Genomic DNA, 21,262 nt, shown 5'->3' with positions numbered 1-21,262 from the left:
TTATTTATCCGTAAGATCGACAGTGCGCAGGAAGAAATCCAGCGTCTCATCGATGGTTTCCTGCATATCAATTTTCGGTTCCCAATCCAGGCAGCGGCGGGCATTGCGGATGCCAGGCTTACGATGTGCCACGTCCTGATATCCTTTACCGTAGTAGCTGCTACTTTCGACGATGCGAAAGCCTGCAAACGGTGGGAAGTGATGGCGTAGAGGATGTTTTTCAAAGCTTGCCAGTAGCATCTGGCTCAGTTCTTCAATGCTCGCTTCGTTATCGGGGTTGCCGATATTAATAATCTCGCCATCACAGCGATTTCCCGTGTTTTCGATAATGCGAAACAGTGCTTCGATGCCGTCCCGAATATCAGTAAAGCAGCGTTTTTGTTTTCCGCCATCAATCAGCTTAATTGGCGATCCTTCTACCAGGTTTAGAATGAGTTGTGTAATGGCGCGCGAACTGCCAATTCGCGCTGCATTAAGGTTATCCAGCCGTGGCCCCATCCAGTTAAACGGCCGGAAGAGGGTAAACTGCAATCCTTCTTTTTCGCCATACGCCCAAATCACCCGGTCAAGCAATTGTTTTGATACCGAATAAATCCAGCGCGGTTTATTCACCGGCCCGACGATCAAATTAGAATGGTCTTCGTCGAAATATTTATCATTACACATCCCGTAAACTTCCGAGGTCGACGGGAAGATAATTCGCTTACGGTACTTCACGCAGTAACGGATAATGCGCAGATTCTCTTCAAAATCGAGTTCAAATACGCGCAGCGGGTTGCGGGTATACTCAATCGGTGTGGCAATCGCCACCAGCGGCAATACGACATCACATTTTTTGACGTGGTACTCAATCCATTCAGAATGAATGCTGATATCACCTTCGACAAAGTGAAAATGCGGATGATTAAGGAAACGACTAATGGCGTCGCTGCCGATATCCAACCCGTAGACTTCATAATGATCTTCGCGCAGCAGGCGTTCTGTCAGATGGTTGCCAATAAAGCCATTCACCCCGAGGATCAACACCCGGGTACGGCGTCGGGCGGTGCAAACAGGTTGACTGTTAAGTCTTGAACCTTCAACCAGCCCTAGCGTCTGGGCTAATTGCGAACCTTGCATAGTAATTCCATCGCCCGCCTGTCCGGTGACAATTTCCAGCGCACCATCGCCACAGGCAATTAACAGCGGTGCAGCAGAAATCACGCTCCCCGGTTGTGCTGTGGACGCATGAGAATGCACGCGTGACGACCAGACGGTGAATTTCTGATTGCCTACATAGCTGAAGGCGCCAGGCCACGGATCGGCAACGGCACGCACCATGTTATGCAGTACGGATGCCGGTTTGTGCCATTCAAGGACGCTGTCATCTGGCGTTCTGCGACCAAAACAGGTGGCTTCGTTCTCGCGCTGGGCGATTTCCAGAATATTACCGTGTTTAATGGCGGGTAACGTCTGTTCCAGCAACTGACGCGCGGCGTAGCACAATTTATGATGCAGCGTAATGGCGATATCGTCCGGTGCAATGGCAACGCGTAGCTGGGCAACAATGGCTCCGGCATCGGCACGTTTCACCATCCGATGCAACGTAACGCCAGTTTCCGTTTCACCGTTCACCAGTACCCAGTTCAGTGGCGCGCGGCCGCGATATTTCGGTAACAGCGAACCATGCAGATTAAACGCGCCAGTGGGGGCAAGTTGCAAAATCTCGTCGCTGATCAAATGGCGATAATAAAAAGAGAAAATCACATCAGGTGACAGTTGGGCAATGCGTTCCACCCACAGAGGATGATTAACGTTATCCGGCGCGTAAACCGAAATCCCTCTTTCCGCCGCCAGGCGAGCGACCGAACCATAAAATGCTTTTTCGCCAGGATTATCGGTATGAGTAAAAATGGCGCTAATTTCGTAACCGGCAGCCAGCAAGGCTTCAATACCCAGGCAACCCATATCGTGATAGGCAAAAACGACGGCTTTCATTATTCATTTTCCTTGCTGGATGGACGGATAACTTGCTGCACAAAATAGCGGGGGCGGGCGCGGACATCGGTGTAGATCCGGCCAATATATTCACCGAGTAATCCCATGCCGATAAACTGAGCGCCAATAAAGGTAAACAGTACGGCAAACAGCATAAAGACGCCTTCTGCCGCCCACTGCGATCCGAACGTCAGGCGTAAAATCACCAGTAGTACCGCAATGCTAAAACCACCAATCGCAATAATGCTGCCAAGCAGACTAAGCATACGTAACGGTGTGGTCGTGAGGCAGGTCACCAGGTCGTACATCAAATTAATCAGGCGCATAAAGCTGTATTTTGATTCGCCAAACTCACGCTCGGCATGGTGTACCGGAATTTCAATGGCGCGGCGGGCGAAGATATTCGCCAGAATCGGAATAAAGGTGCTGCGTTCATGGCAGTGCAACATGGCATCGACAATATGACGACGATAAGCGCGCAGCATACAGCCGTAGTCGCCCATCGCTTTGCCGGTGGTGCGCTGGATCAGTCGGTTAATCATCTTCGAGGCAGTTTTACGAAACCAGGTGTCCTGGCGGTTCTGGCGCACAGTCCCTACCACGTCGTAACCTTCATCGGCTTTTTCCACCAGGTGGGGGATCTCTTCTGGCGGATTCTGGAGATCGGCATCAAGAGTAATGATTAAGTCGCCGGTAACGTGACTGAAACCCGCCATAATTGCCGAATGTTGTCCGTAATTGCGGTTAAGCAAAATAGACACAATATGGCTGCCCTCTGCTTGTGAGGCATCGACCAGCATTTGCGCAGAATTGTCGTTACTGCCGTCATCAACCAGCAGTATTTCATACTCTTTGCCCAGCAATTCACAGGCTGCGGTGGTGCGCCTGATTAATTCCGGTAAACTTTCCTGCTCGTTATAAACGGGAATAACCACCGAGACTTTCTTAACAGGGTGGATGTCAAACATGGCTTATTGTCCTGCAAGTTGCTGAAGGGCTGTGATGACGCGGTCGGCATCGGCGGTGGTCATATCCGGGAAAAGCGGCAACGAACAGATGCGTTCGCTATTCCATTCGGTATTCGGTAACGACAGCGTGGGAAAACGCTCACGATAATATTTTTGCGTGTGAGCTGCGCGGAAATGTAACCCAGTGCCAATGCCTCTTTCTTTCAGTGCTTCCATCAACGCATCGCGGCTGATATCACAACGTTGTTCATCAACACGAATAATAAACAGATGCCAGGCGTGAACATGTGGCCATGTGGGAAGCTTCAGAGGCTGGAAGGGTAGATCCACCAGTGCTTGTTGATATTGCAGGGCAATTTCTCGACGACGGGTATTTAGTTGCTCTAATTTATTCAACTGCGTCAGAGCAATCGCGGCGTTAATATCGGTCAGATTGTACTTATAGCCTGGTGTTAATACTTCAGCCTGCGGTGCGCGACCCCATGTTTTTCGGTCGTATGCATCGACACCCAGACCATGAAATTTCAACATGCGTAACTGGCGAGCGAGATTTTCGTCATCAGTAACGACTAATCCACCTTCCGCACAGGTAATATTTTTGATGGCGTGAAATGAAAAAATAGCGGTGCCCTTCGCGCCAATATGTTGACCTTTGTAATTTGTACCGACGGCATGGGCGGCATCTTCAATGACTGCGATATCGTAGCGTTCACCAATGGCGCGAATGGCGTCAATATCTGCCGGCGCTCCGGCATAATGCACCGGGATGATCGCTTTGGTACGAGGTGTAATGGCCGCTTCGATCGCTTCAGGCGTGACCATCAGCGTATCGAGATCAACGTCCACCATCACCGGTGTTGCGCCCAACAGGGAGATCATATTGAGAGTTGAAACCCAGGTCATGGAGGGAGTAATGACTTCATCATCAACACCAACCCCCAGCGCCATCAGCGTGATGTGCATTCCGGCAGTGGCTGAACTGACTGCGATGGCATGCTGATTTCCCGTTAACAGGCAAAAGGCTTGTTCAAGTGCCTGATTCTTCGGACCGGTAGTGATCCATCCTGATTCGAGAACTTCTTTAACCGCGGCGAGTTCTTCCACACCCATTGCCGGACGTGAAAAAGGCAAAAAGTCTGACATGGTTTTTCCTTCGGTCATTGAATATCTTTCCCAGTTATTCGCTAATATTTGTCATAGGGAGCGTTATGTCTATTTTGCCATTTGGAGTGAAATTCTAAGGTTAGAATATTAATTTAACCTTAAGGAATGAATATAAGACTTAAATATTATTTTTTTTGTTTTTTCATCTTATTCGGGCTTTTAATTTGACAAAATTTAAGGCATTTTGCGTGCGCCGTAATGTTTTAATTTATCCCGCCACTATTTACCGATGAAAATGACGTTTGTTTTCACGGCCATTTAGTTGGCTACGCTTGTCTATAGGTGGAGCTTACGTGTTAGCTTTTTGTCGGGCTTCGTTGAAGTCTAAAAAATATATCTTCATTTTACTGGTGCTTGTGGTGATTGTGGGGCTGGGTACACATGCTGCCTGGAGCAGTAATGGTTTGCCACGTATCGACAATAGAACGCTGGCCAGATTAGCGCAGCAGCACCCGGTTGTGGTTCTGTTTCGCCATGCGGAACGCTGCGACCGTTCCTCCAATCACTGCTTGTCAGACAAAACAGGCATTACGGTGAAAGGTACTCAGGATGCCCGTGAACTGGGCAAAGCTTTCAGCGCGGACATCCCTAATTTCGATCTTTATTCCAGTAATACCGTTCGGACTATTCAATCAGCGAGCTGGTTTTCTGCTGGAAAAAAACTGACGGTAGATAAACGATTTCTACAATGTAGAAATGAGATTTATAGCACAATTAAGGAGTTACAAAGCAAAGCACCAGATAAAAATATCGTTATTTTCACCCATAACCATTGTCTGACCTATATCGCTAAAGATAAACGTAACGTGACATTTAAACCAGATTATCTGGATGGGCTGGTAATGCATGTGGAAAAAGGCAACGTTTTACTGGATGGTGAATTTGCTAATCGCTGATATTTTTAATATGACAGCCAATAATGGCTGTCATTACTGTTACATCAGACCTTTCAAACGTAATGTTTTTTGGGTGGCGACATTCAAATCATAGTGCGCAAGATCTTCCGGTTTTACCCATGCATAGTCCTGAAACTCTTCGTTAATTTTTACTTCACGGTTGGCAGAGACGCAGTCAAAGATTAGGTAAATCATATAAATCTCTTCCTTGCGACCATCTGCGTAGGTCTTGATGCGGATATCATCACTGAAGGTCCATGGTGTGATGTCAGTAAGAATCAGTTGTTCGCCCAGCTCTTCTCTGATTTCACGACGTAATGCTTCTTCAATACGCTCACCGGGCTCTACGCCGCCACCAGACAGCGCCCATTGTCCGGGGAAAACGCCGCGATCGTCGGCCATTTTACACAGCAGATAAGCACCATCATTTTGAATTAAGGGACAAACGATAGTCCGTTGTCGCATGGGAATATTCCTTACCATCGAAAATAAAATAAAAGAATACGGCAATGGACAAACAGGTGAAAGTAGCATTTGTCTTTTGGGTGATGATAGCCACGATGATTATTTGGCTGGCAATCAATTTTTGATGGCTGCTTTTTCTGCACTTAATTATTCAAGAAGTATTTAGTTACAATAAGTTAGCAGATCGCTTTTTTCACGCATTGAATCCTCTGCGTCAGGCAGTACAATCCCGCAGCTTTGGGGACTTTTAATTATCTTCTTGCGGGAAAAGGTAAAAATGAAAAAATTGGCGCTGCCAGTTCTGGCTGGAATGCTATTGGTTTCTGCATCGGCAAATGCGATGAGTATCAGCGGTCAGGCGGGAAAAGAATATACCAATATTGGTGTTGGTTTCGGTACTGAATCGACCGGTCTGGCATTAAGCGGTAACTGGACACATAACGATGACGACGGTGACGTCGCGGGCGTTGGTCTGGGATTGAATCTGCCGCTGGGTCCGCTAATGGCAACCGTGGGTGGTAAAGGCGTTTATACCAACCCGAACGACGGTGATGAAGGTTATGCCGCGGCGGTAGGCGGTGGCTTGCAGTGGCAAATTGGCGATAGCTTCCGTCTGTTTGGCGAGTATTACTACTCTCCGGATTCGCTCTCCAGCGGTATTAAAAGTTATGAAGAAGCGAATGCTGGCGCGCGTTACACTATTATGCGTCCAGTCAGCATTGAGGCGGGCTACCGCTATCTGAATCTGTCGGGTAAAGACGGCAACCGCGACAACGCGGTGGCTGACGGCCCTTATGTCGGGGTTAACGCCAGCTTCTGATGCCTTTCGGCGCGGCGTTCTGCCGCGCCATTCAGTTTCTTTCTACGCCTTATCTCCCTTTGCGTTATAGTGATTCGATAACAAAAGCAGGAGATAACCATGTTAAAAGTGGAAATGTTATCCACAGGGGATGAAGTGTTACACGGGCAAATCGTTGACACTAACGCTGCCTGGCTGGCTGATTTTTTCTTTCATCAGGGGTTGCCATTATCTCGCCGTAATACGGTGGGCGATAACCTTGAGGATTTAGTCACCATTCTGCGTGAACGTAGCCAGCACGCCGATGTGCTGATCGTCAACGGTGGTCTGGGGCCGACCAGCGATGATTTAAGCGCACTGGCTGCTGCGACAGCAAAAGGTGAGGGATTAGTTCTTCATGAAGCCTGGCTGCAAGAGATGGAACGCTATTTCCGCGAACGTGGGCGCGTGATGGCGCCGAGTAACCGCAAACAGGCGGAGCTGCCAGCCAGTGCTGAATTTATCAATAATCCGGTTGGCACGGCCTGTGGTTTTGCTGTGCAACTTAACCGTTGCCTGATGTTCTTTACCCCAGGCGTGCCTTCGGAATTTAAAGTGATGGTGGAGCATGAAATTCTGCCGCGCCTGCGTGAGCGTTTTTCCTTACCGCAGCCACCGGTTTGCCTGCGTTTGACTACCTTTGGTCGTTCAGAAAGCGATCTGGCGCAAAGCCTGGACACGTTGCAACTGCCGCCGGGCGTAACGATGGGCTATCGCTCTTCCATGCCGATTATCGAATTGAAACTCACCGGACCGGCAAGCGAGCTACAGGCGATGGAAAAACTATGGCAGGACGTTAAACGCGTCGCCGGACAGAGCATGATTTTTGAAGGCACCGAAGGACTACCTGCGCAGATCAGCCGGGAATTGCAACGTCGCCAGTTCAGTCTGACTTTGAGCGAGCAATTCACCGGTGGTTTATTGGCGTTGCAACTTTCTCGTGCTGGTGCGCCATTACTGGCGTGTGAAGTCGTGCCTTCACAGGAAGAAACACTGGCGCAAACCGCACACTGGATAACTGAACGACGAGCCAAACATTTCGCCGGGCTGGCACTGGCCATTTCTGGCCTGGAAGATGGGTATCTCAACTTTGCGTTGGCCACGCCGGATGGCACTTTTGCTCTGCGCGTACATTTCAGCACTACGCGCTACAGTCTGGCTATTCGTCAGGAAGTGTGTGCAATGATGGCACTCAATATGCTGCGTCGCTGGCTGAACGGTCAGGACATTGCCAGCGAGCATGGCTGGATTGAGGTTGTTGAATCTATGACCCTAACTGCCTGAGCAGCCACTCCGTGCCGGTTTACTACACCGGCACACTTCTCTCCCGCAAAGGTTGTCCAACCTGTTGTACTCAATAAGAAAAAATCCGTGCGCTAATTCACAAATTTGTGCGTAATTCCTCCAGTCCTCTGGACGAGGAGTGGGATTTGATGCGCTTCACAATTTTACTCCCCCTGAGCAACGAGACTGATTCCAGTATCTAAGACTGGAGTCCAGTATGTTGGAATCAAGCAAAGTTCCCGCCCTGACACGGGCTATTGATATTCTCAATTTGATTGCTCGCATTGGCCCCTGTAGTGCTGCGACGATCATCGACACATTGGGGATCCCTAAAAGCACAGCCTATTTGCTGCTTAACGAACTCAAGCGTCAGCGTTTTCTGAGTCTTGATCACCAGGAAAATTTTTGTCTGTGGACCAGGCTGGTGGAGCTTTCCGGCCATGCGTTAAGCAAGATGGATCTCCGGGAACTGGCACGCCCACGCCTGACGCAACTGATGGATACCACTGGACTGTTGTGTCACCTTGGGATCATCGATAACGGTAGCGCATATTACATATTGAAAGTGGAGTCTTCAGCCACTATCAGCGTGCGTTCCCATGAAGGAAAAAGCCTTTCGCTTTATCGCTCCGGAATAGGTAAATGCCTGCTTGCCTGGCAACCTGAAGCTGTACAGCAGAGTATTATCGAAGGGCTGGTCTGGGAACAGGCGACACCCACCACGATTACCCGTCCACCACAGCTCCACGAAGAACTGGCACGTATTCGCCGTCAGGGCTGGAGCTATGACAACGGTGAAGATTACACCGATGTCCGTTGTGTTGCTGCCCCGGTGTTTAACGCCAATAACGAGCTTACCGCCGCGATCTCAGTGGTCGGTACTCGTTTACAAATCAATGAAGAATATCGTGATTATCTGGCGGGCAAAGCCATCGCCTGCGCCAGGGATATTTCACGTCTGTTGGGATGGAAAAGTCCCTTTGACTTACTGGCCTCATAAAAATGGAGAACATCATGACCCTACCAAAAATCAAACAGGTTCGCGCCTGGTTTACTGGCGGAGCGACAGCAGAAAAAGGCGCTGGCGGCGGTGATTATCACGACCAGGGAGTGGATCACTGGATTGACGATCATATTGCTACCCCGATGAGTAAATACCGCGATTACGAGCAGTCCCGCCAGTCATTTGGTATTAACGTTCTTGGCACGTTAATTGTTGAAGTCGAAGCAGAAAATGGCCAGACCGGCTTCGCCGTTTCAACAGCCGGTGAAATGGGGTGCTTTATCGTTGAAAAACACCTTAACCGTTTCATAGAGGGCAAATGTGTCAGTGATATCAAACTGATTCACGATCAAATGCTCAACGCCACCCAGTATTACTCCGGTTCAGGGGGCCTGGTGATGAACACGATTTCCTGTGTTGATTTGGCTCTGTGGGATCTGTTCGGCAAAGTGGTCGGGCTTCCGGTTTATAAACTTTTAGGCGGCGCTGTCCGTGATGAAATTCAGTTCTACGCCACGGGCGCGCGCCCGGATCTGGCAAAAGAGATGGGCTTTATCGGCGGCAAGATGCCGACGCACTGGGGGCCACATGATGGTGATGCGGGGATCCGCAAAGACGCCGCTATGGTCGCGGGTATGCGTGAAAAATGCGGTGAAGATTTCTGGTTGATGCTCGACTGCTGGATGAGCCAGGACGTGAACTATGCCACCAAACTGGCTCACGCTTGTGCCCCTTATAACCTGAAATGGATCGAAGAGTGCCTGCCGCCGCAACAGTATGAAGGTTATCGCGAATTAAAACGCAACGCACCAGCAGGAATGATGGTCACCAGTGGCGAGCACCACGGCACACTGCAATCTTTCCGTACACTTTCAGAAACCGGTATCGACATTATGCAACCAGATGTTGGCTGGTGCGGTGGCTTAACCACGCTGGTGGAGATTGCCGCAATTGCCAAATCACGTGGACAACTGGTGGTGCCGCACGGTTCGTCTGTTTACTCCCACCATGCGGTGATCACCTTCACCAATACCCCATTTAGCGAATTCCTGATGACCAGTCCGGATTGTTCATCGATGCGTCCGCAGTTTGATCCGATTTTGCTTAATGAGCCGGTGCCGGTGAATGGTCGTATTCACAAATCAGTACTTGATAAACCGGGTTTCGGCGTCGAACTCAATCGTGACTGCAATCTGAAACGCCCTTACAGCCACTAATCATTCCGGGCGTTGCCGTGACAACAGTAACGCTCACATGTTCTAAGGAGCTTCTTATGAGCACCGCTTTGCTTGACGCCGTGGTGAAGAAAAACCGCGCGCGTTTGATCCCGTTTATGTTGGCGCTGTACGTGCTGGCGTTTCTCGATCGTTCGAATATTGGTTTTGCCAAACAGACCTACCAGATTGATACCGGGCTAAGTAATGAAGCTTATGCGCTGGGAGCGGGAATTTTCTTTGTGGTGTATGCGTTTCTCGGTGTTCCGGCGAATTTGTTGATGCGCAAACTGGGAGCCAGGACCTGGATTGGTACGACGACACTGCTGTGGGGATTTCTTTCGGCGGCAATGGCATGGGCCGATACTGAAGTGAAATTTCTGATAGTTCGCACCCTGCTTGGTGCTGCGGAGGCCGGGTTCTTTCCAGGCATGATTTATCTCACTTCGCAATGGTTTCCGCAGCGTAATCGCGCCAGCATTATGGGGCTGTTTTATATGGGAGCACCGTTGGCGTTAACGCTGGGATCACCGCTCTCCGGCGCGCTTCTGGAGATGCATGGATTTATGGGACATCCCGGCTGGTTCTGGATGTTTGTGATTGAAGGATTACTGGCAGTCGGTGCTGGGGTGTTCACATTCTTTTGGCTTGATGACACACCGGAGCAGGCACGTTTTCTGAGTAAAGAAGAAAAAACGTTGCTCATTAATCAACTTACAAGTGAAGAACAACAGAAAGTCACTTCGCGACTGAGTGATGCGCTGCGTAATGGGCGAGTCTGGCAACTGGCGATTATCTACCTGACTATTCAGGTGGCGGTTTACGGATTAATTTTCTTCCTGCCGACGCAGGTTGCCGCATTGCTGGGAACAAAAGTGGGCTTTACGGCCTCCGTGGTCGCCGCCATTCCGTGGATTGCGGCATTGTTGGGGACCTGGCTTATTCCGCGCTATTCCGATAAAACCGGCGAACGGCGCAATGTCGCGGCGCTGACATTGCTGTCCGCAGGCATTGGTATTGGCCTTTCCGGGCTACTTTCGCCAGTACTGGCAATCGTTGCGCTGTGTGTTGCAGCAATAGGGTTTATTGCGGTTCAGCCGGTGTTCTGGACGATGCCGACACAACTGCTTTCCGGTACGGCGCTGGCTGCGGGGATTGGTTTTGTAAACCTGTTTGGCGCGGTGGGCGGATTTATCGCCCCGATCCTGCGTGTAAAAGCAGAAACGTTGTTTGCCAGCGATGCGGCAGGCTTGCTGATGCTGGCAGCGGTGGCGGTCATCGGTTCGCTGATTATTTTCACTCTGCGTGTAAGTCGCGCTGTTGCGCAGACCAACGTGGCGCATCATTAACAGGTTAAGGAACATGATGAACACATTATTAATCAATCCATTCAAAGAACGCTTACGCAAGGGTGAAGTACAAATTGGCCTGTGGTTAAGTTCGACAACTTCCTATATGGCAGAAATTGCCGCCACCTCCGGTTATGACTGGTTGCTGATTGATGGTGAACATGCGCCAAATACCATTCAGAACCTTTATCACCAACTTCAGGCGGTAGCGCCCTATGGCAGCCAACCCGTGATCCGCCCAGTGGAGGGGAGTAAGTCGCTGATTAAACAAGTCCTGGATATTGGCGCGCAAACTCTACTGATCCCGATGGTCGACACTGGCGAACAGGCGCGTCAGATAGTGTCTGCAACTCGCTATCCACCGTACGGTGAGCGTGGTGTCGGGGCCAGCGTGGCACGGGCAGCACGCTGGGGACGCATTGAGAATTACATGGCGCAAGTCAACGACTCACTTTGTCTGTTGGTGCAGGTGGAAAGTAAAACAGCACTGGATAATCTGGATGAAATCCTCGACGTTGAGGGGGTTGATGGTGTGTTTATTGGGCCAGCGGATCTCTCAGCGTCGTTGGGTTACCCGGATAATGCCGGGCACCCGGAAGTGCAGCGTATTATTGAAACCAGCATCCGACGGATCCGCGCTGCGGGTAAAGCAGCAGGTTTTCTGGCTGTGGCTCCTGATATGGCGCAGCAATGCCTTGCGTGGGGAGCGAACTTTGTCGCCGTTGGCGTCGACACCATGCTCTACAGTGATGCCCTGGATAAGCGACTGGCGATATTTAAATCAGGCAAAAATGAGCCACGCATAAAAGGTAGTTATTGATATCAAAGGCCCATGGGGATTGCTTGTGGGCCTGTGTTAATTAGTGGTTATTCGCTGCCAGATCGGCTTCGCTTAGCTGGATGGCTGCGAGCAGCCAGGTCACGATCAATACCCTGTTCCAGCATGCGCAAGGTAATTTTAATGGCTTGTTCATGCATGCCTTCTACTTTGCCTTCCTGCAAACCTTCTAATTTACCTTCTTGCAAGCCTTCAATCTTACCCTCCTGCCAGCCAATTTGATGCCCTTCCTGCCGTAGCCGTTCAGCAATAGCCATCAATCTCTTCTTTTAATGACAGTTCGGTGGAATATCAGCATCAGTGAGTTGGGTTGTCGCCAGCACAATCTCACGTTCAAAGCCCTGCTCCAGCATGCGCAAGGCAATTTTAATGGCTTGTTCATGCATGCCTTCCTGCAAACCTTCTAATTTACCTTCCTGCCAGCCAATTTGGTGTCCTTCCTGCCGTAGCCGTTCAGCAATAGTCATCAATCTCTCCTTTTGTAGTGGTGAACGTTCGGCAATTTCCTCAATAAAGCGGGTGAAACGGGAGGTATCGCCGCATTGCAGCAGATAATTAAACAGCGTTTGCACCTGGCTGTCATTAGTGAAGCCCCTAACCAAAAGCGTGGTGATCCTGTCGACCAGACCGATTAAATCGCGCTCGCGAATATGCTTTTGAATCAGTTCCAGCAGAGCTATACGCCGATGTTGCATGATCTCATCGTCAGGTACGATGGTGATATCCACCAACGGAAAAGCTTCGGTGTACAACTGCCGGGCAAGCTGCGGGTCGTCAAATTCATCCAGCCAGTTAAGTGAATATGGGTAGGGTGAGGTTTCGCCGTGATAAAACAGCATTGGCACTACCAGAGGGACTCTGTCATAGCCTTTGTCCAGATGGCGCTGCATGACGGCAGTGGCATAACGCATCAGTCGAAAGGCCATGTTTTTTTCTGCAGTACTCTGATGCTCAATCACGCAGTAGATATAACCTTCGCCGTCGGTGGTTTCTACCGACCACAAAACATCCGAGTAGTAAGCGCGTAAACTTTTTTCAATAAAACTGGTGGGTTCCAGGCGTAAGGTTTGCAGGTTGCAAAGCTTACGTAGCGGTTCCGGCAGGTGTATTTCCAGAAAATCCCGTGCGGTTTCGGGCGAGAACATAAAGGTTTTAAATACCGCATCATGCGGGGAGGATGTTGTTGATTCTGTCATGGTTGTCCGTCACCAGATGTTTATGATGACGCGACATTACGGGTATCCCGGGCCTTTGACATCTGACAGTTTCAGTCTTTGCGAGACGTTTTCAGAGGAATTTTCACGGCGATGCAACGCGTACATTTGGCACGGAATCGCGCCCGCAAAAATGCCCGATAAGCAACATGCTTACCGGGCATCAGAAGGGAGTTTAAGCCAGCGCCTGGGCCAACAGAGTAATCGGATGTTCGCAGCGAAGGCTCGTGGACATCTCAATCTGCCATTTGCAGGTTTCGCAGTCGGTGACGACCAGATCTGCGCCGCTCTCTTCTATCTGACGGAACAGTGGCGCTCCGATGGCTTGTGAGGTGGGGTAGTTCTCTTTTTTGAATCCATAAGTACCAGCAATACCGCAGCACTGAGAATCCAACACTGTCAGTTCAAGCCCAGGGATTTTACGTAATAGTTCCAGGGTGTAGAGCGTCCAGCCCATTTTTTCCATATGGCATGGGGTGTGATAAACCACTTTCAGCGGCAGCGGTTTAAGTGGCAAGGTTTTGCCTTCATCTAACTTGCGCCACAGCCAGCGGGTTGCCAGTTCGATATGATCGCGTAAGCCTTTGTTGTCGACATTCAACACTTCCGGATATTCATCGCGCAGGGCAAACGTACAGGTGGAGGAGGTGGCAATCACCGGAATGCCTTTCGCTCCGACAGCTTCGCGGATCGATTCCACGTTGATAATCGCCTGTTTACGCGCCTTATCGGTAAAACCGTTGGCAATCAGCGGCACACCGCAGCATTTCTCTTTGCTGAGCAGTTGCACGCCCGTTCCCATCGCGTTGAGTACTTTAATTAAATCTTTACCCAGTTGTGGATGGTTGTAATTGACGAAGCAGCCGTGGAAGAACGCCACCTGATCTTTATACTGCGCCTGCTGTGCCGCCACGCTGCGATACCAGCGGCGGAAGGTGCCGAAGGAGTATTTCGGCAGTGTGCGACGGTGGTCGATTTTTAACGCGACATCAAGCAGTTGTCGCACCGGTTTTAGTGAGGTAGCGGTGTTAACGATAGGCGCGAACGGCGTAGAAAAGCTGCCCATCAGGTCGGTATGACTTAAAACGAAATTGCGCAGCGACGGGCGCGAGGTGTCGTATTTTGCTCGTGCGCGCTGGATGATATCGCCAATCTTCACATCGGATGGACAGGCGACTTCGCAACGTTTGCAGTTGATGCAATATTTCAGCGCCTCGTCATACAGTGCGCCATCTTTCAGACGCAGACGTTCGCCATCTGGTCCCGCCTGTTTTGGCCCCGGATAGCCCGGATTCACCCGGCTCACCGGACAGGCGGTGGTGCAGACGGTGCACTTAATGCAGTTTTCGAAGCTGGTATCGTTCATTCTTGGCCTCCTGCGCGTTGGGCAATCTGTTGAGCAGCATGTAATGCACTGACAGCACAAACGCCGCCGCCGCATCCCTGGGCTATGGGATCAAATCCGCCCAGCACCGAACCAATGGCAAACAGGTTTTCTATTGTTTGACCTGCCAGCGACGGGCGTAGCGCCTCGTCAGTGGTCACGCCGAATTGTTGCCACGGTTGCGGAGCGAAAAAGTCACTTCGATACCACTCACCCCGCGTGGCGGTTTGCAGCACATCAAGGCCGAGAATCGGTTCGCGAATACCGTCGCGTTCTGCCACCAGCCCCCCGCTAAAGAAGCTGCCACTGGCAAGCACGGCAAAGCGTGGACGTAGCGGAATATCGGCGTGATTACGGGTCCATATTTCACTGACGACGCCATTTTTGCAGGTCACTTTTTTTACTTCATCGCCCGGCATCCACACACCGCCCTGGCGCACGAACTGATGTTGAAGCTGATTTTGCAGACGAATACCCAGCACGGAAGGCGGCAATGTTGGCAGTAACATTAATGAACAGGGCAGTTGCTCATTCAGCCAGCGCCACAGTTTGTTATCGGTCAGGCCGAAACAGGCGGGCATCAGGATCATTTCACAGGTGTTGGCAACAGGGATAAGCGCATCGATCAACAGTGGCCAGTTTTCTTCGTTATCAAGGAAACGGGCAATATTCACTGCACGAAATTCGGTGGCGTTATTGCGTAAGACATCCAGTTCCGGCAATTCAATTTCAGCAGTTTCGACAGCAAGATTTAATTCACGTAACGAGGCTGCCGCCAGGTGTGCCTGAAAATCCATCAGGCCACTTATTCCCACTACGCATATTTTCTTCGCGGGCAGCGGCCAGACTGGGATTTCTGGTGAGCTTAGCCAGGTTGAGCGTAGCGTGCCGAGAGGAGTAACCCGCTGGTGAGCCAGTTCTACGCTGCCCTGCAATTGCGCACCGCTTTCTGCAATTAACGCCTGCGCCCGGCAAGCGAGGTCGAGCACGCGCTGTGGGCCGAGTTGGCTGTAGGGATGGGAGGGGGCCAGGCGACCCAATGTTTCCAGTCCGTCGTGAATATCTGTCACCGGCTGCCCATCTGGCAGATGGCTTAGTAAATCCAGTGAGCCGGACGAGAAATGCAGCGCGCTCTGACCGCGAGTGACAATCGCACAACGCAGACCGTGTTTTTGTAGTTGCAGGCCGCAGAGTAATCCGGCAAGGCCGCCGCCCATAATGACAGTATCAAATCGCATCTTTCTGCTCCTTCTCCAGACCACACAGTCCCTGATAAACCCAGCGGGTAAATTCGCTTTCGCGCAGCGCATCGCCCCAGGCAATGGGCTGCACACCTTTCCAACGTTCGTTAAGGAAGGTGGAAAGTTGCTCGATAGATTGCGCGGACGTGGTGACGTTAAAGCGTTGCAGCAGTCCGGCGGCGCGGCAGGCGCAGAGTTCGCCCTGACAGGTCCCCATCCCCACACGGGTGCGACGGCGTAAGTCCAGCAGGCTGTTGACGTTTAAATTTTCTACCGCGTATTGCACTTCGCCTGCAGTGACAGCTTCGCATTCGCACACCAGACTCCGGTGCAAGCGGCCTTCACTTAACCAGGCTGGCGTGCGATCACCGTGACGATAAACCGCAGAACCGCGAAGTGGTGCAGGGAGGGAAATGATTTTTTGCAGTGTCACTTCAGCCGGTTCTTGTGAACCCGGTAGTGCCAGGTCGGCGGTTGTGCAGGGGCGCGAGTTGCCCAGTTTGCGGCAGACGGCATCTGTGGCCCATTCCGCCATCAGACGGTAGGTCATCAGTTTGCCGCCGGTAATGGTGATAAATCCGTCCAGGCCATCGCGTTCGGCGTGATCGAGCAGCACGATGCCGCGACTGACATTACGCCCGCTCGGATCGTCATCGCTGGCAACCAGTGGGCGCACACCAGAGTAGGCACGCAGAATGCGCGTTTTCGCCATCACCGGAGCCAGTTTTTCCCCTTCACGCAGCAGGATATCCACCTCTTCTGCCGTCACCCGATTATCGTCAATTTCGTCATAATCAATGCGTAAAGAGGTGGTGCCAATCAGTGAAATGGTATCGCCGGGCACCAGAATATCAGCGTCAGAAGGTTTACGGCAGCGATTGATCACGTGCTGATTAATGCGGTGATCCATGATCAGCAGCGATCCTTTGGCCGGGAACATGCGAATACGCAGATCGGCATACTCGGCAATATGTTGCCCCCAGATCCCGGCAGCATTCACCACCACTGGTGCATGGAGCGCCTGGGTTTCGCCTGTAAGATGATTACGCACGCGAACGCCACACACCGTCGCGCCTTCACGAAGCAGGCCAGTGACTTCATGGGCGGTGAGGATAACCGCACCGTGTTCTTTTGCATCGAGCATGTTCGCAGCGGTCAGGCGGAATGGATCCACGGTGCCATCCGGGACTTTTACCGCGCCAATCAATGCCGGGTTAACGGAAGGTTCGATAATGCGTGCTTGCTGCGGATCAATGGCTTCCGCGCTGATCCCCGCCTCCTGACAAGCGCGAATAAACGTAGCCTGGAAAGAGAGGTCATCTTCCGGCAGGGTGATAAACAGGCCGTTGGTCGGTTCGACACAGTGACGCGCGATGCGTTTTAAAATCTGGTTCTCACTAATGCATTCGCGGGCGGATTCCGCATCTGTTACTGCATAACGTGCGCCGCTGTGCAGCAGACCGTGGTTACGCCCGGTCGCGCCTGTTGCGATATCGTGTCGCTCAACCAAAATCACGCGCAGCCCGCGCAGGGCACAGTCGCGGGCAATCCCGGCTCCCGTTGCGCCGCCGCCAATGATAATCACGTCACTTGTTTGCGAGTCGCGAGTTTTCATTGTTATCCCTCTGAAGTTCGTTTTTTACCATTTAGCCATAGTAAAAACATGAATTGTTTGATTTCGCGCATATTCGCTCATAATTCGAAAGTGAAACGTGATTCCATGCGTCTTTCAGAACATTTTGACAATCTTATTTAATAATGTGTGCGGTAATTCACATTCATAAAATGAATGATTAATTAACATCGCGGCCACTCAAGAAACGGCAGGTTCTTCTATTGAATCAGTCTGTTAATCATAAATAAGACCACGGGCCACGGAGGCTATAAATGTTGAGTATTTTTAAACCAGCGCCACACAAAGCGCGCCTACCTGCTGCGGAGATCGATCCGACTTATCGTCGATTGCGCTGGCAAATTTTCCTGGGGATATTCTTTGGTTATGCCGCTTACTATCTGGTTCGTAAGAACTTTGCTCTCGCTATGCCCTATCTGGTGGAGCAGGGATTCTCTCGTGGGGATTTAGGTTTTGCCCTTTCCGGTATCTCCATTGCTTACGGATTTTCGAAATTCATCATGGGGTCAGTTTCGGATCGCTCGAATCCGCGCGTTTTCCTGCCAGCAGGTTTGATTCTTGCGGCGGCAGTGATGCTGTTTATGGGCTTTGTGCCGTGGGCTACTTCCAGCATTGCGGTGATGTTTGTTCTTCTGTTCCTCTGCGGTTGGTTCCAGGGAATGGGATGGCCGCCGTGTGGTCGTACTATGGTGCACTGGTGGTCGCAGAAAGAGCGTGGCAGCATTGTGTCAGTATGGAACTGTGCGCATAACGTCGGTGGTGGTATTCCGCCGCTGCTGTTCCTGCTGGGTATGGCCTGGTTTAATGACTGGCACGCGGCGCTCTATATGCCTGCTTTCTGTGCCATTCTGGTGGCGCTTTTCGCTTTTGCCATGATGCGCGATACCCCACAATCCTGTGGTTTGCCGCCGATCGAAGAGTACAAAAATGATTATCCGGACGACTATAACGAAAAAGCGGAACAGGAACTGACTGCGAAGCAGATTTTCATGCAGTACGTACTGCCGAACAAGCTGCTGTGGTACATCGCTATTGCCAACGTATTCGTTTATCTGCTGCGCTACGGCATCCTCGACTGGTCGCCAACCTACCTGAAAGAGGTGAAGCATTTCGCGCTGGATAAATCTTCCTGGGCCTACTTCCTTTATGAGTACGCGGGCATTCCGGGCACTCTGCTGTGTGGCTGGATGTCGGATAAAGTCTTCCGCGGTAACCGTGGGGCAACTGGCGTCTTCTTTATGACTCTGGTGACCATCGCTACTATTGTTTACTGGATGAACCCGGCAGGTAATCCGACTGTTGATATGGTTTGTATGATTGTCATTGGCTTCCTGATCTATGGTCCCGTCATGCTGATAGGTCTGCACGCGCTGGAACTGGCACCGAAAAAAGCAGCAGGTACGGCGGCGGGCTTTACCGGGCTGTTTGGTTATCTTGGCGGTTCTGTGGCGGCAAGCGCAATTGTCGGTTACACCGTTGACTACTTCGGCTGGGATGGCGGCTTCATGGTGATGATTGGCGGCAGCATTCTGGCAGTTATCTTGTTAATTGTCGTGATGATTGGCGAAAAACGTCGCCATCAGGAATTACAGCAAAAACGCAACGGAGGCTAATGGCATGAAACTGACACTTAAAAACCTTAGCATGGCGATCATGATGAGTGGAATGATCATGGGAAGCAGTGCAATGGCGGCAGACAACAGCGAGAAAATTGTAATAGCCCATCGCGGCGCAAGTGGTTATTTGCCGGAGCATACGCTACCCGCAAAAGCGATGGCGTATGCGCAAGGGGCTGATTATCTGGAGCAGGATTTAGTGATGACCAAAGACGACCATCTGGTCGTCCTGCATGACCACTATCTTGACCGCGTTACTGATGTGGCCGAGCGTTTTCCGGAGCGGGCGCGTAAAGATGGCCGTTACTACGCGATAGATTTTACGCTGGATGAAATTAAGTCTTTAAAATTCACTGAAGGCTTCGATATTGAAAATGGCAAAAAAGTGCAGACTTTCCCCGGACGCTTCCCGATGGGGAAATCTGACTTTCGTGTGCACACTTTCGAAGAAGAGATTGAATTTGTTCAGGGGTTAAACCACTCGACGGGGAAAAATATCGGCATCTATCCAGAAATTAAAGCGCCGTGGTTTCATCATCAGGAAGGGAAAGATATTGCGGCTAAAACCCTGGAAGTGCTGAAAAAATACGGTTACACCGGTAAAGATGACAAAGTTTATTTGCAATGCTTTGATGCTGATGAGCTGAAACGCATTAAAAATGAGCTGGAACCGAAAATGGGCATGGATCTTAATCTGGTTCAACTGATTGCCTATACTGACTGGAATGAAACCCAGCAGAAACAACCAGATGGAACCTGGGTTAATTACAGTTACGACTGGATGTTTAAGCCGGGTGCCATGAAGCAGGTAGCGGAATATGCTGACGGCATTGGCCCGGATTACCATATGGTGATTGATGAGACATCGCAGCCGGGCAATATTAAACTTACCGGAATGGTGAAAGACGCGCAGCAGAATAAGTTGGTTGTGCATCCTTATACCGTGCGGTCGGATAAGCTGCCAGAATATACGACCGATGTGAATCAACTGTATGACGCTCTGTATAACAAAGCGGGTGTTAATGGACTGTTTACGGACTTCCCGGATAAAGCAGTAAAATTCCTCAATAAAGAGTAACTTCAGTCTCGGATGGCGCTTACGTGCCATCCGCTATTTCCCTTCATTCAAAATCCCATTCACGTCAGAGTGAAATTAATTCTTCAATAAAGTCAGTTAGTTATCTTTGCTTGCTGTTCTTTAGCGTGAGATGACGAGTTCCCGACAAATGAAATCCCTTAAGAAACACTTTTTATTAAGTTTTTCTTAAGGTGAACACCTATAGTCATTGTCGTTAACAATAAAAACAAGGCGACAGGGTATGGCAGTTTCAGCAAAAATCGACGAATTCAATCATTGGTGGGCTACAGAAGGTGACTGGGTTGAGAAACCGAATTACCGCCGCAACGGCATGAGTGGGGTGCAATGCGTCGAGCACAACGGCAAAAAGCTGTATGTAAAGCGCATGACTCGGCACCTGTTTCATTCTATCCGCTATCCGTTTGGTCGCCCGACGATTGTGCGCGAGGTTGCGGTGATAAAAGATCTGGAACGCGCTGGCGTGATTGTGCCGAAAATCGTTTTTGGAGAAGCGGTGAAAATTGATGGCGAATGGCGTGCGTTACTGGTGACTGAAGATATGGCGGGTTTTGTCAGTATTGCTGACTGGTATGCACAGCATGCAGTAATGCCCTATCCCAACGATGTACGGCAAGCAATGTTGGAAGCAGTGGCGCTGGCATTTAAAAAGATGCATAGCGTTAATCGTCAACACGGCTGCTGCTACGTTCGCCATATCTATGTGAAAACAGAAGGTAAGCCAGAAGCCGGTTTTCTTGATCTGGAGAAAAGTCGCCGTCGTCTGCGTCGCCATAAAGCGATTAATCATGACTTCCGGCAACTGGAGAAATATCTGGAGCCGATCCCTAAAGCGGACTGGGAACAGGTGAAAGCGTATTACTACGCCATGTAATCGTTGTAGGCCAGATAAGACGCGTCAGCGTCGCATCTGGCAACTATTCGCGCATGCCATGTTGGATGCGGCGTAAACGCCTTATCCAACCTACAAAAAGCCGTTGTAGGCCAGATAAGACGCATCAGCGTCGCATCTGGCAACTATTCGCGCATGCCATGTTGGATGCGGCGTAAACGCCTTATCCAACCTACAAAAAGCCGTTGTA

General features: G+C 50.6%; 18 protein-coding genes and 1 pseudogene. 10 read left to right on the top strand and 9 right to left on the bottom strand.

Annotated elements, in window-relative coordinates:
* From arnA to arnB, 3 genes are read right to left on the bottom strand one after another with little or no spacing between them, the layout of a single operon-like run.
* Nucleotides 1-1,977, bottom strand: a complete 1,977-nt coding sequence (arnA, locus tag A31E_RS11235; protein WP_016248997.1) for a bifunctional UDP-4-amino-4-deoxy-L-arabinose formyltransferase/UDP-glucuronic acid oxidase ArnA — start codon at nucleotides 1,975-1,977, stop codon at nucleotides 1-3.
* On the bottom strand, nucleotides 1,977-2,945 hold the full coding sequence (gene arnC / locus A31E_RS11240) for an undecaprenyl-phosphate 4-deoxy-4-formamido-L-arabinose transferase (protein ID WP_016248996.1): 969 nt from the start codon (nucleotides 2,943-2,945) through the stop codon (nucleotides 1,977-1,979). The genes arnA and arnC overlap by 1 nt, the downstream gene beginning before the upstream one ends.
* A gap of 3 nt (nucleotides 2,946-2,948) precedes the next feature.
* Complete coding sequence (gene arnB, locus A31E_RS11245; RefSeq protein ID WP_016248995.1) at nucleotides 2,949-4,088, bottom strand: UDP-4-amino-4-deoxy-L-arabinose aminotransferase; 1,140 nt, start codon at nucleotides 4,086-4,088, stop codon at nucleotides 2,949-2,951.
* Nucleotides 4,089-4,402: 314 nt separating this feature from the next.
* On the opposite strand from arnB, the gene ais reads away from it, so the two are divergent.
* Nucleotides 4,403-5,005, top strand: a complete 603-nt coding sequence (gene ais / locus A31E_RS11250; RefSeq protein ID WP_016248994.1) for a lipopolysaccharide core heptose(II)-phosphate phosphatase Ais — start codon at nucleotides 4,403-4,405, stop codon at nucleotides 5,003-5,005.
* Between the two features lie 39 nt (nucleotides 5,006-5,044).
* On the opposite strand, the gene nudI is transcribed toward ais, so the two are convergent.
* Nucleotides 5,045-5,470: a nucleoside triphosphatase NudI gene (nudI, locus tag A31E_RS11255; RefSeq protein ID WP_001249881.1), complete on the bottom strand. Its 426-nt coding sequence runs from the start codon at nucleotides 5,468-5,470 to the stop codon at nucleotides 5,045-5,047.
* 277 nt (nucleotides 5,471-5,747) lie between these two features.
* Here nudI and A31E_RS11260 point away from each other — a divergent pair, with 277 nt between their 5' ends.
* From A31E_RS11260 to yfaU, 6 genes are all read left to right on the top strand, one after another.
* Nucleotides 5,748-6,290 (top strand): YfaZ family outer membrane protein, encoded by a 543-nt coding sequence (locus A31E_RS11260; protein ID WP_000731860.1) that lies wholly within the window; start codon nucleotides 5,748-5,750, stop codon nucleotides 6,288-6,290.
* Between the two features lie 99 nt (nucleotides 6,291-6,389).
* Nucleotides 6,390-7,592 carry a nicotinamide mononucleotide deamidase-related protein YfaY gene (locus A31E_RS11265; RefSeq protein WP_000921652.1) on the top strand — a complete coding sequence of 401 codons (1,203 nt, stop codon included), beginning with the start codon at nucleotides 6,390-6,392 and terminating at the stop codon, nucleotides 7,590-7,592.
* Nucleotides 7,593-7,809: 217 nt separating this feature from the next.
* Complete coding sequence (locus A31E_RS11270) at nucleotides 7,810-8,592, top strand: IclR family transcriptional regulator (RefSeq protein ID WP_000894175.1); 783 nt, start codon at nucleotides 7,810-7,812, stop codon at nucleotides 8,590-8,592.
* Between the two features lie 14 nt (nucleotides 8,593-8,606).
* The gene (rhmD, locus tag A31E_RS11275) at nucleotides 8,607-9,812 is read left to right on the top strand and encodes an L-rhamnonate dehydratase (protein ID WP_016248993.1); all 1,206 of its coding nucleotides are present in this window, start codon (nucleotides 8,607-8,609) and stop codon (nucleotides 9,810-9,812) included.
* 56 nt (nucleotides 9,813-9,868) lie between these two features.
* Complete coding sequence (locus A31E_RS11280) at nucleotides 9,869-11,158, top strand: MFS transporter (protein ID WP_001516759.1); 1,290 nt, start codon at nucleotides 9,869-9,871, stop codon at nucleotides 11,156-11,158.
* A 16-nt stretch (nucleotides 11,159-11,174) separates the two neighbouring features.
* Nucleotides 11,175-11,978 (top strand): 2-keto-3-deoxy-L-rhamnonate aldolase, encoded by an 804-nt coding sequence (yfaU, locus tag A31E_RS11285; protein ID WP_001094289.1) that lies wholly within the window; start codon nucleotides 11,175-11,177, stop codon nucleotides 11,976-11,978.
* Between the two features lie 40 nt (nucleotides 11,979-12,018).
* Here the strand turns inward: yfaU and A31E_RS11290 are convergent.
* From A31E_RS11290 to glpA, 5 genes and pseudogenes are all read right to left on the bottom strand, one after another.
* Nucleotides 12,019-12,265: pseudogene (locus A31E_RS11290) on the bottom strand (hypothetical protein); the annotation flags it as partial.
* A complete protein-coding gene (locus A31E_RS11295; RefSeq protein WP_000140544.1) occupies nucleotides 12,266-13,192 on the bottom strand; it encodes an ISNCY family transposase in 927 nt (308 codons plus the stop codon).
* A 193-nt stretch (nucleotides 13,193-13,385) separates the two neighbouring features.
* On the bottom strand, nucleotides 13,386-14,576 hold the full coding sequence (gene glpC, locus A31E_RS11300) for an anaerobic glycerol-3-phosphate dehydrogenase subunit GlpC (protein ID WP_016248991.1): 1,191 nt from the start codon (nucleotides 14,574-14,576) through the stop codon (nucleotides 13,386-13,388).
* The gene (glpB, locus tag A31E_RS11305; protein ID WP_001209914.1) at nucleotides 14,573-15,832 is read right to left on the bottom strand and encodes a glycerol-3-phosphate dehydrogenase subunit GlpB; all 1,260 of its coding nucleotides are present in this window, start codon (nucleotides 15,830-15,832) and stop codon (nucleotides 14,573-14,575) included. Before glpB ends, glpC begins: the two co-directional genes overlap by 4 nt.
* Nucleotides 15,822-17,450, bottom strand: coding sequence for an anaerobic glycerol-3-phosphate dehydrogenase subunit A (gene glpA, locus A31E_RS11310; protein ID WP_016248990.1), 1,629 nt, complete (start codon nucleotides 17,448-17,450; stop codon nucleotides 15,822-15,824). The genes glpB and glpA overlap by 11 nt, the downstream gene beginning before the upstream one ends.
* 272 nt (nucleotides 17,451-17,722) lie before the next feature.
* Between glpA and glpT the strand changes: the two genes are divergently transcribed.
* The 3 genes from glpT to inaA all read left to right on the top strand — a co-directional run bounded on the left by glpT (nucleotide 17,723) and on the right by inaA (nucleotide 21,054).
* Entirely contained in the window at nucleotides 17,723-19,081 is a 1,359-nt protein-coding gene (gene glpT / locus A31E_RS11315; protein ID WP_000948746.1) for a glycerol-3-phosphate transporter, read from the top strand.
* 4 nt (nucleotides 19,082-19,085) lie between these two features.
* Complete coding sequence (glpQ, locus tag A31E_RS11320; RefSeq protein ID WP_000779068.1) at nucleotides 19,086-20,162, top strand: glycerophosphodiester phosphodiesterase; 1,077 nt, start codon at nucleotides 19,086-19,088, stop codon at nucleotides 20,160-20,162.
* Nucleotides 20,163-20,403: 241 nt separating this feature from the next.
* Nucleotides 20,404-21,054: a lipopolysaccharide kinase InaA gene (gene inaA / locus A31E_RS11325; protein ID WP_016248989.1), complete on the top strand. Its 651-nt coding sequence runs from the start codon at nucleotides 20,404-20,406 to the stop codon at nucleotides 21,052-21,054.
* The last annotated feature ends 208 nt before the right edge of the window (nucleotides 21,055-21,262 follow it).

The sequence above is a fragment of the Escherichia sp. KTE159 genome (genome assembly GCF_000408805.1).
Classification (GTDB): domain Bacteria; phylum Pseudomonadota; class Gammaproteobacteria; order Enterobacterales; family Enterobacteriaceae; genus Escherichia; species Escherichia marmotae.
This window is presented reverse-complemented; position numbering and strand designations above follow the sequence as displayed.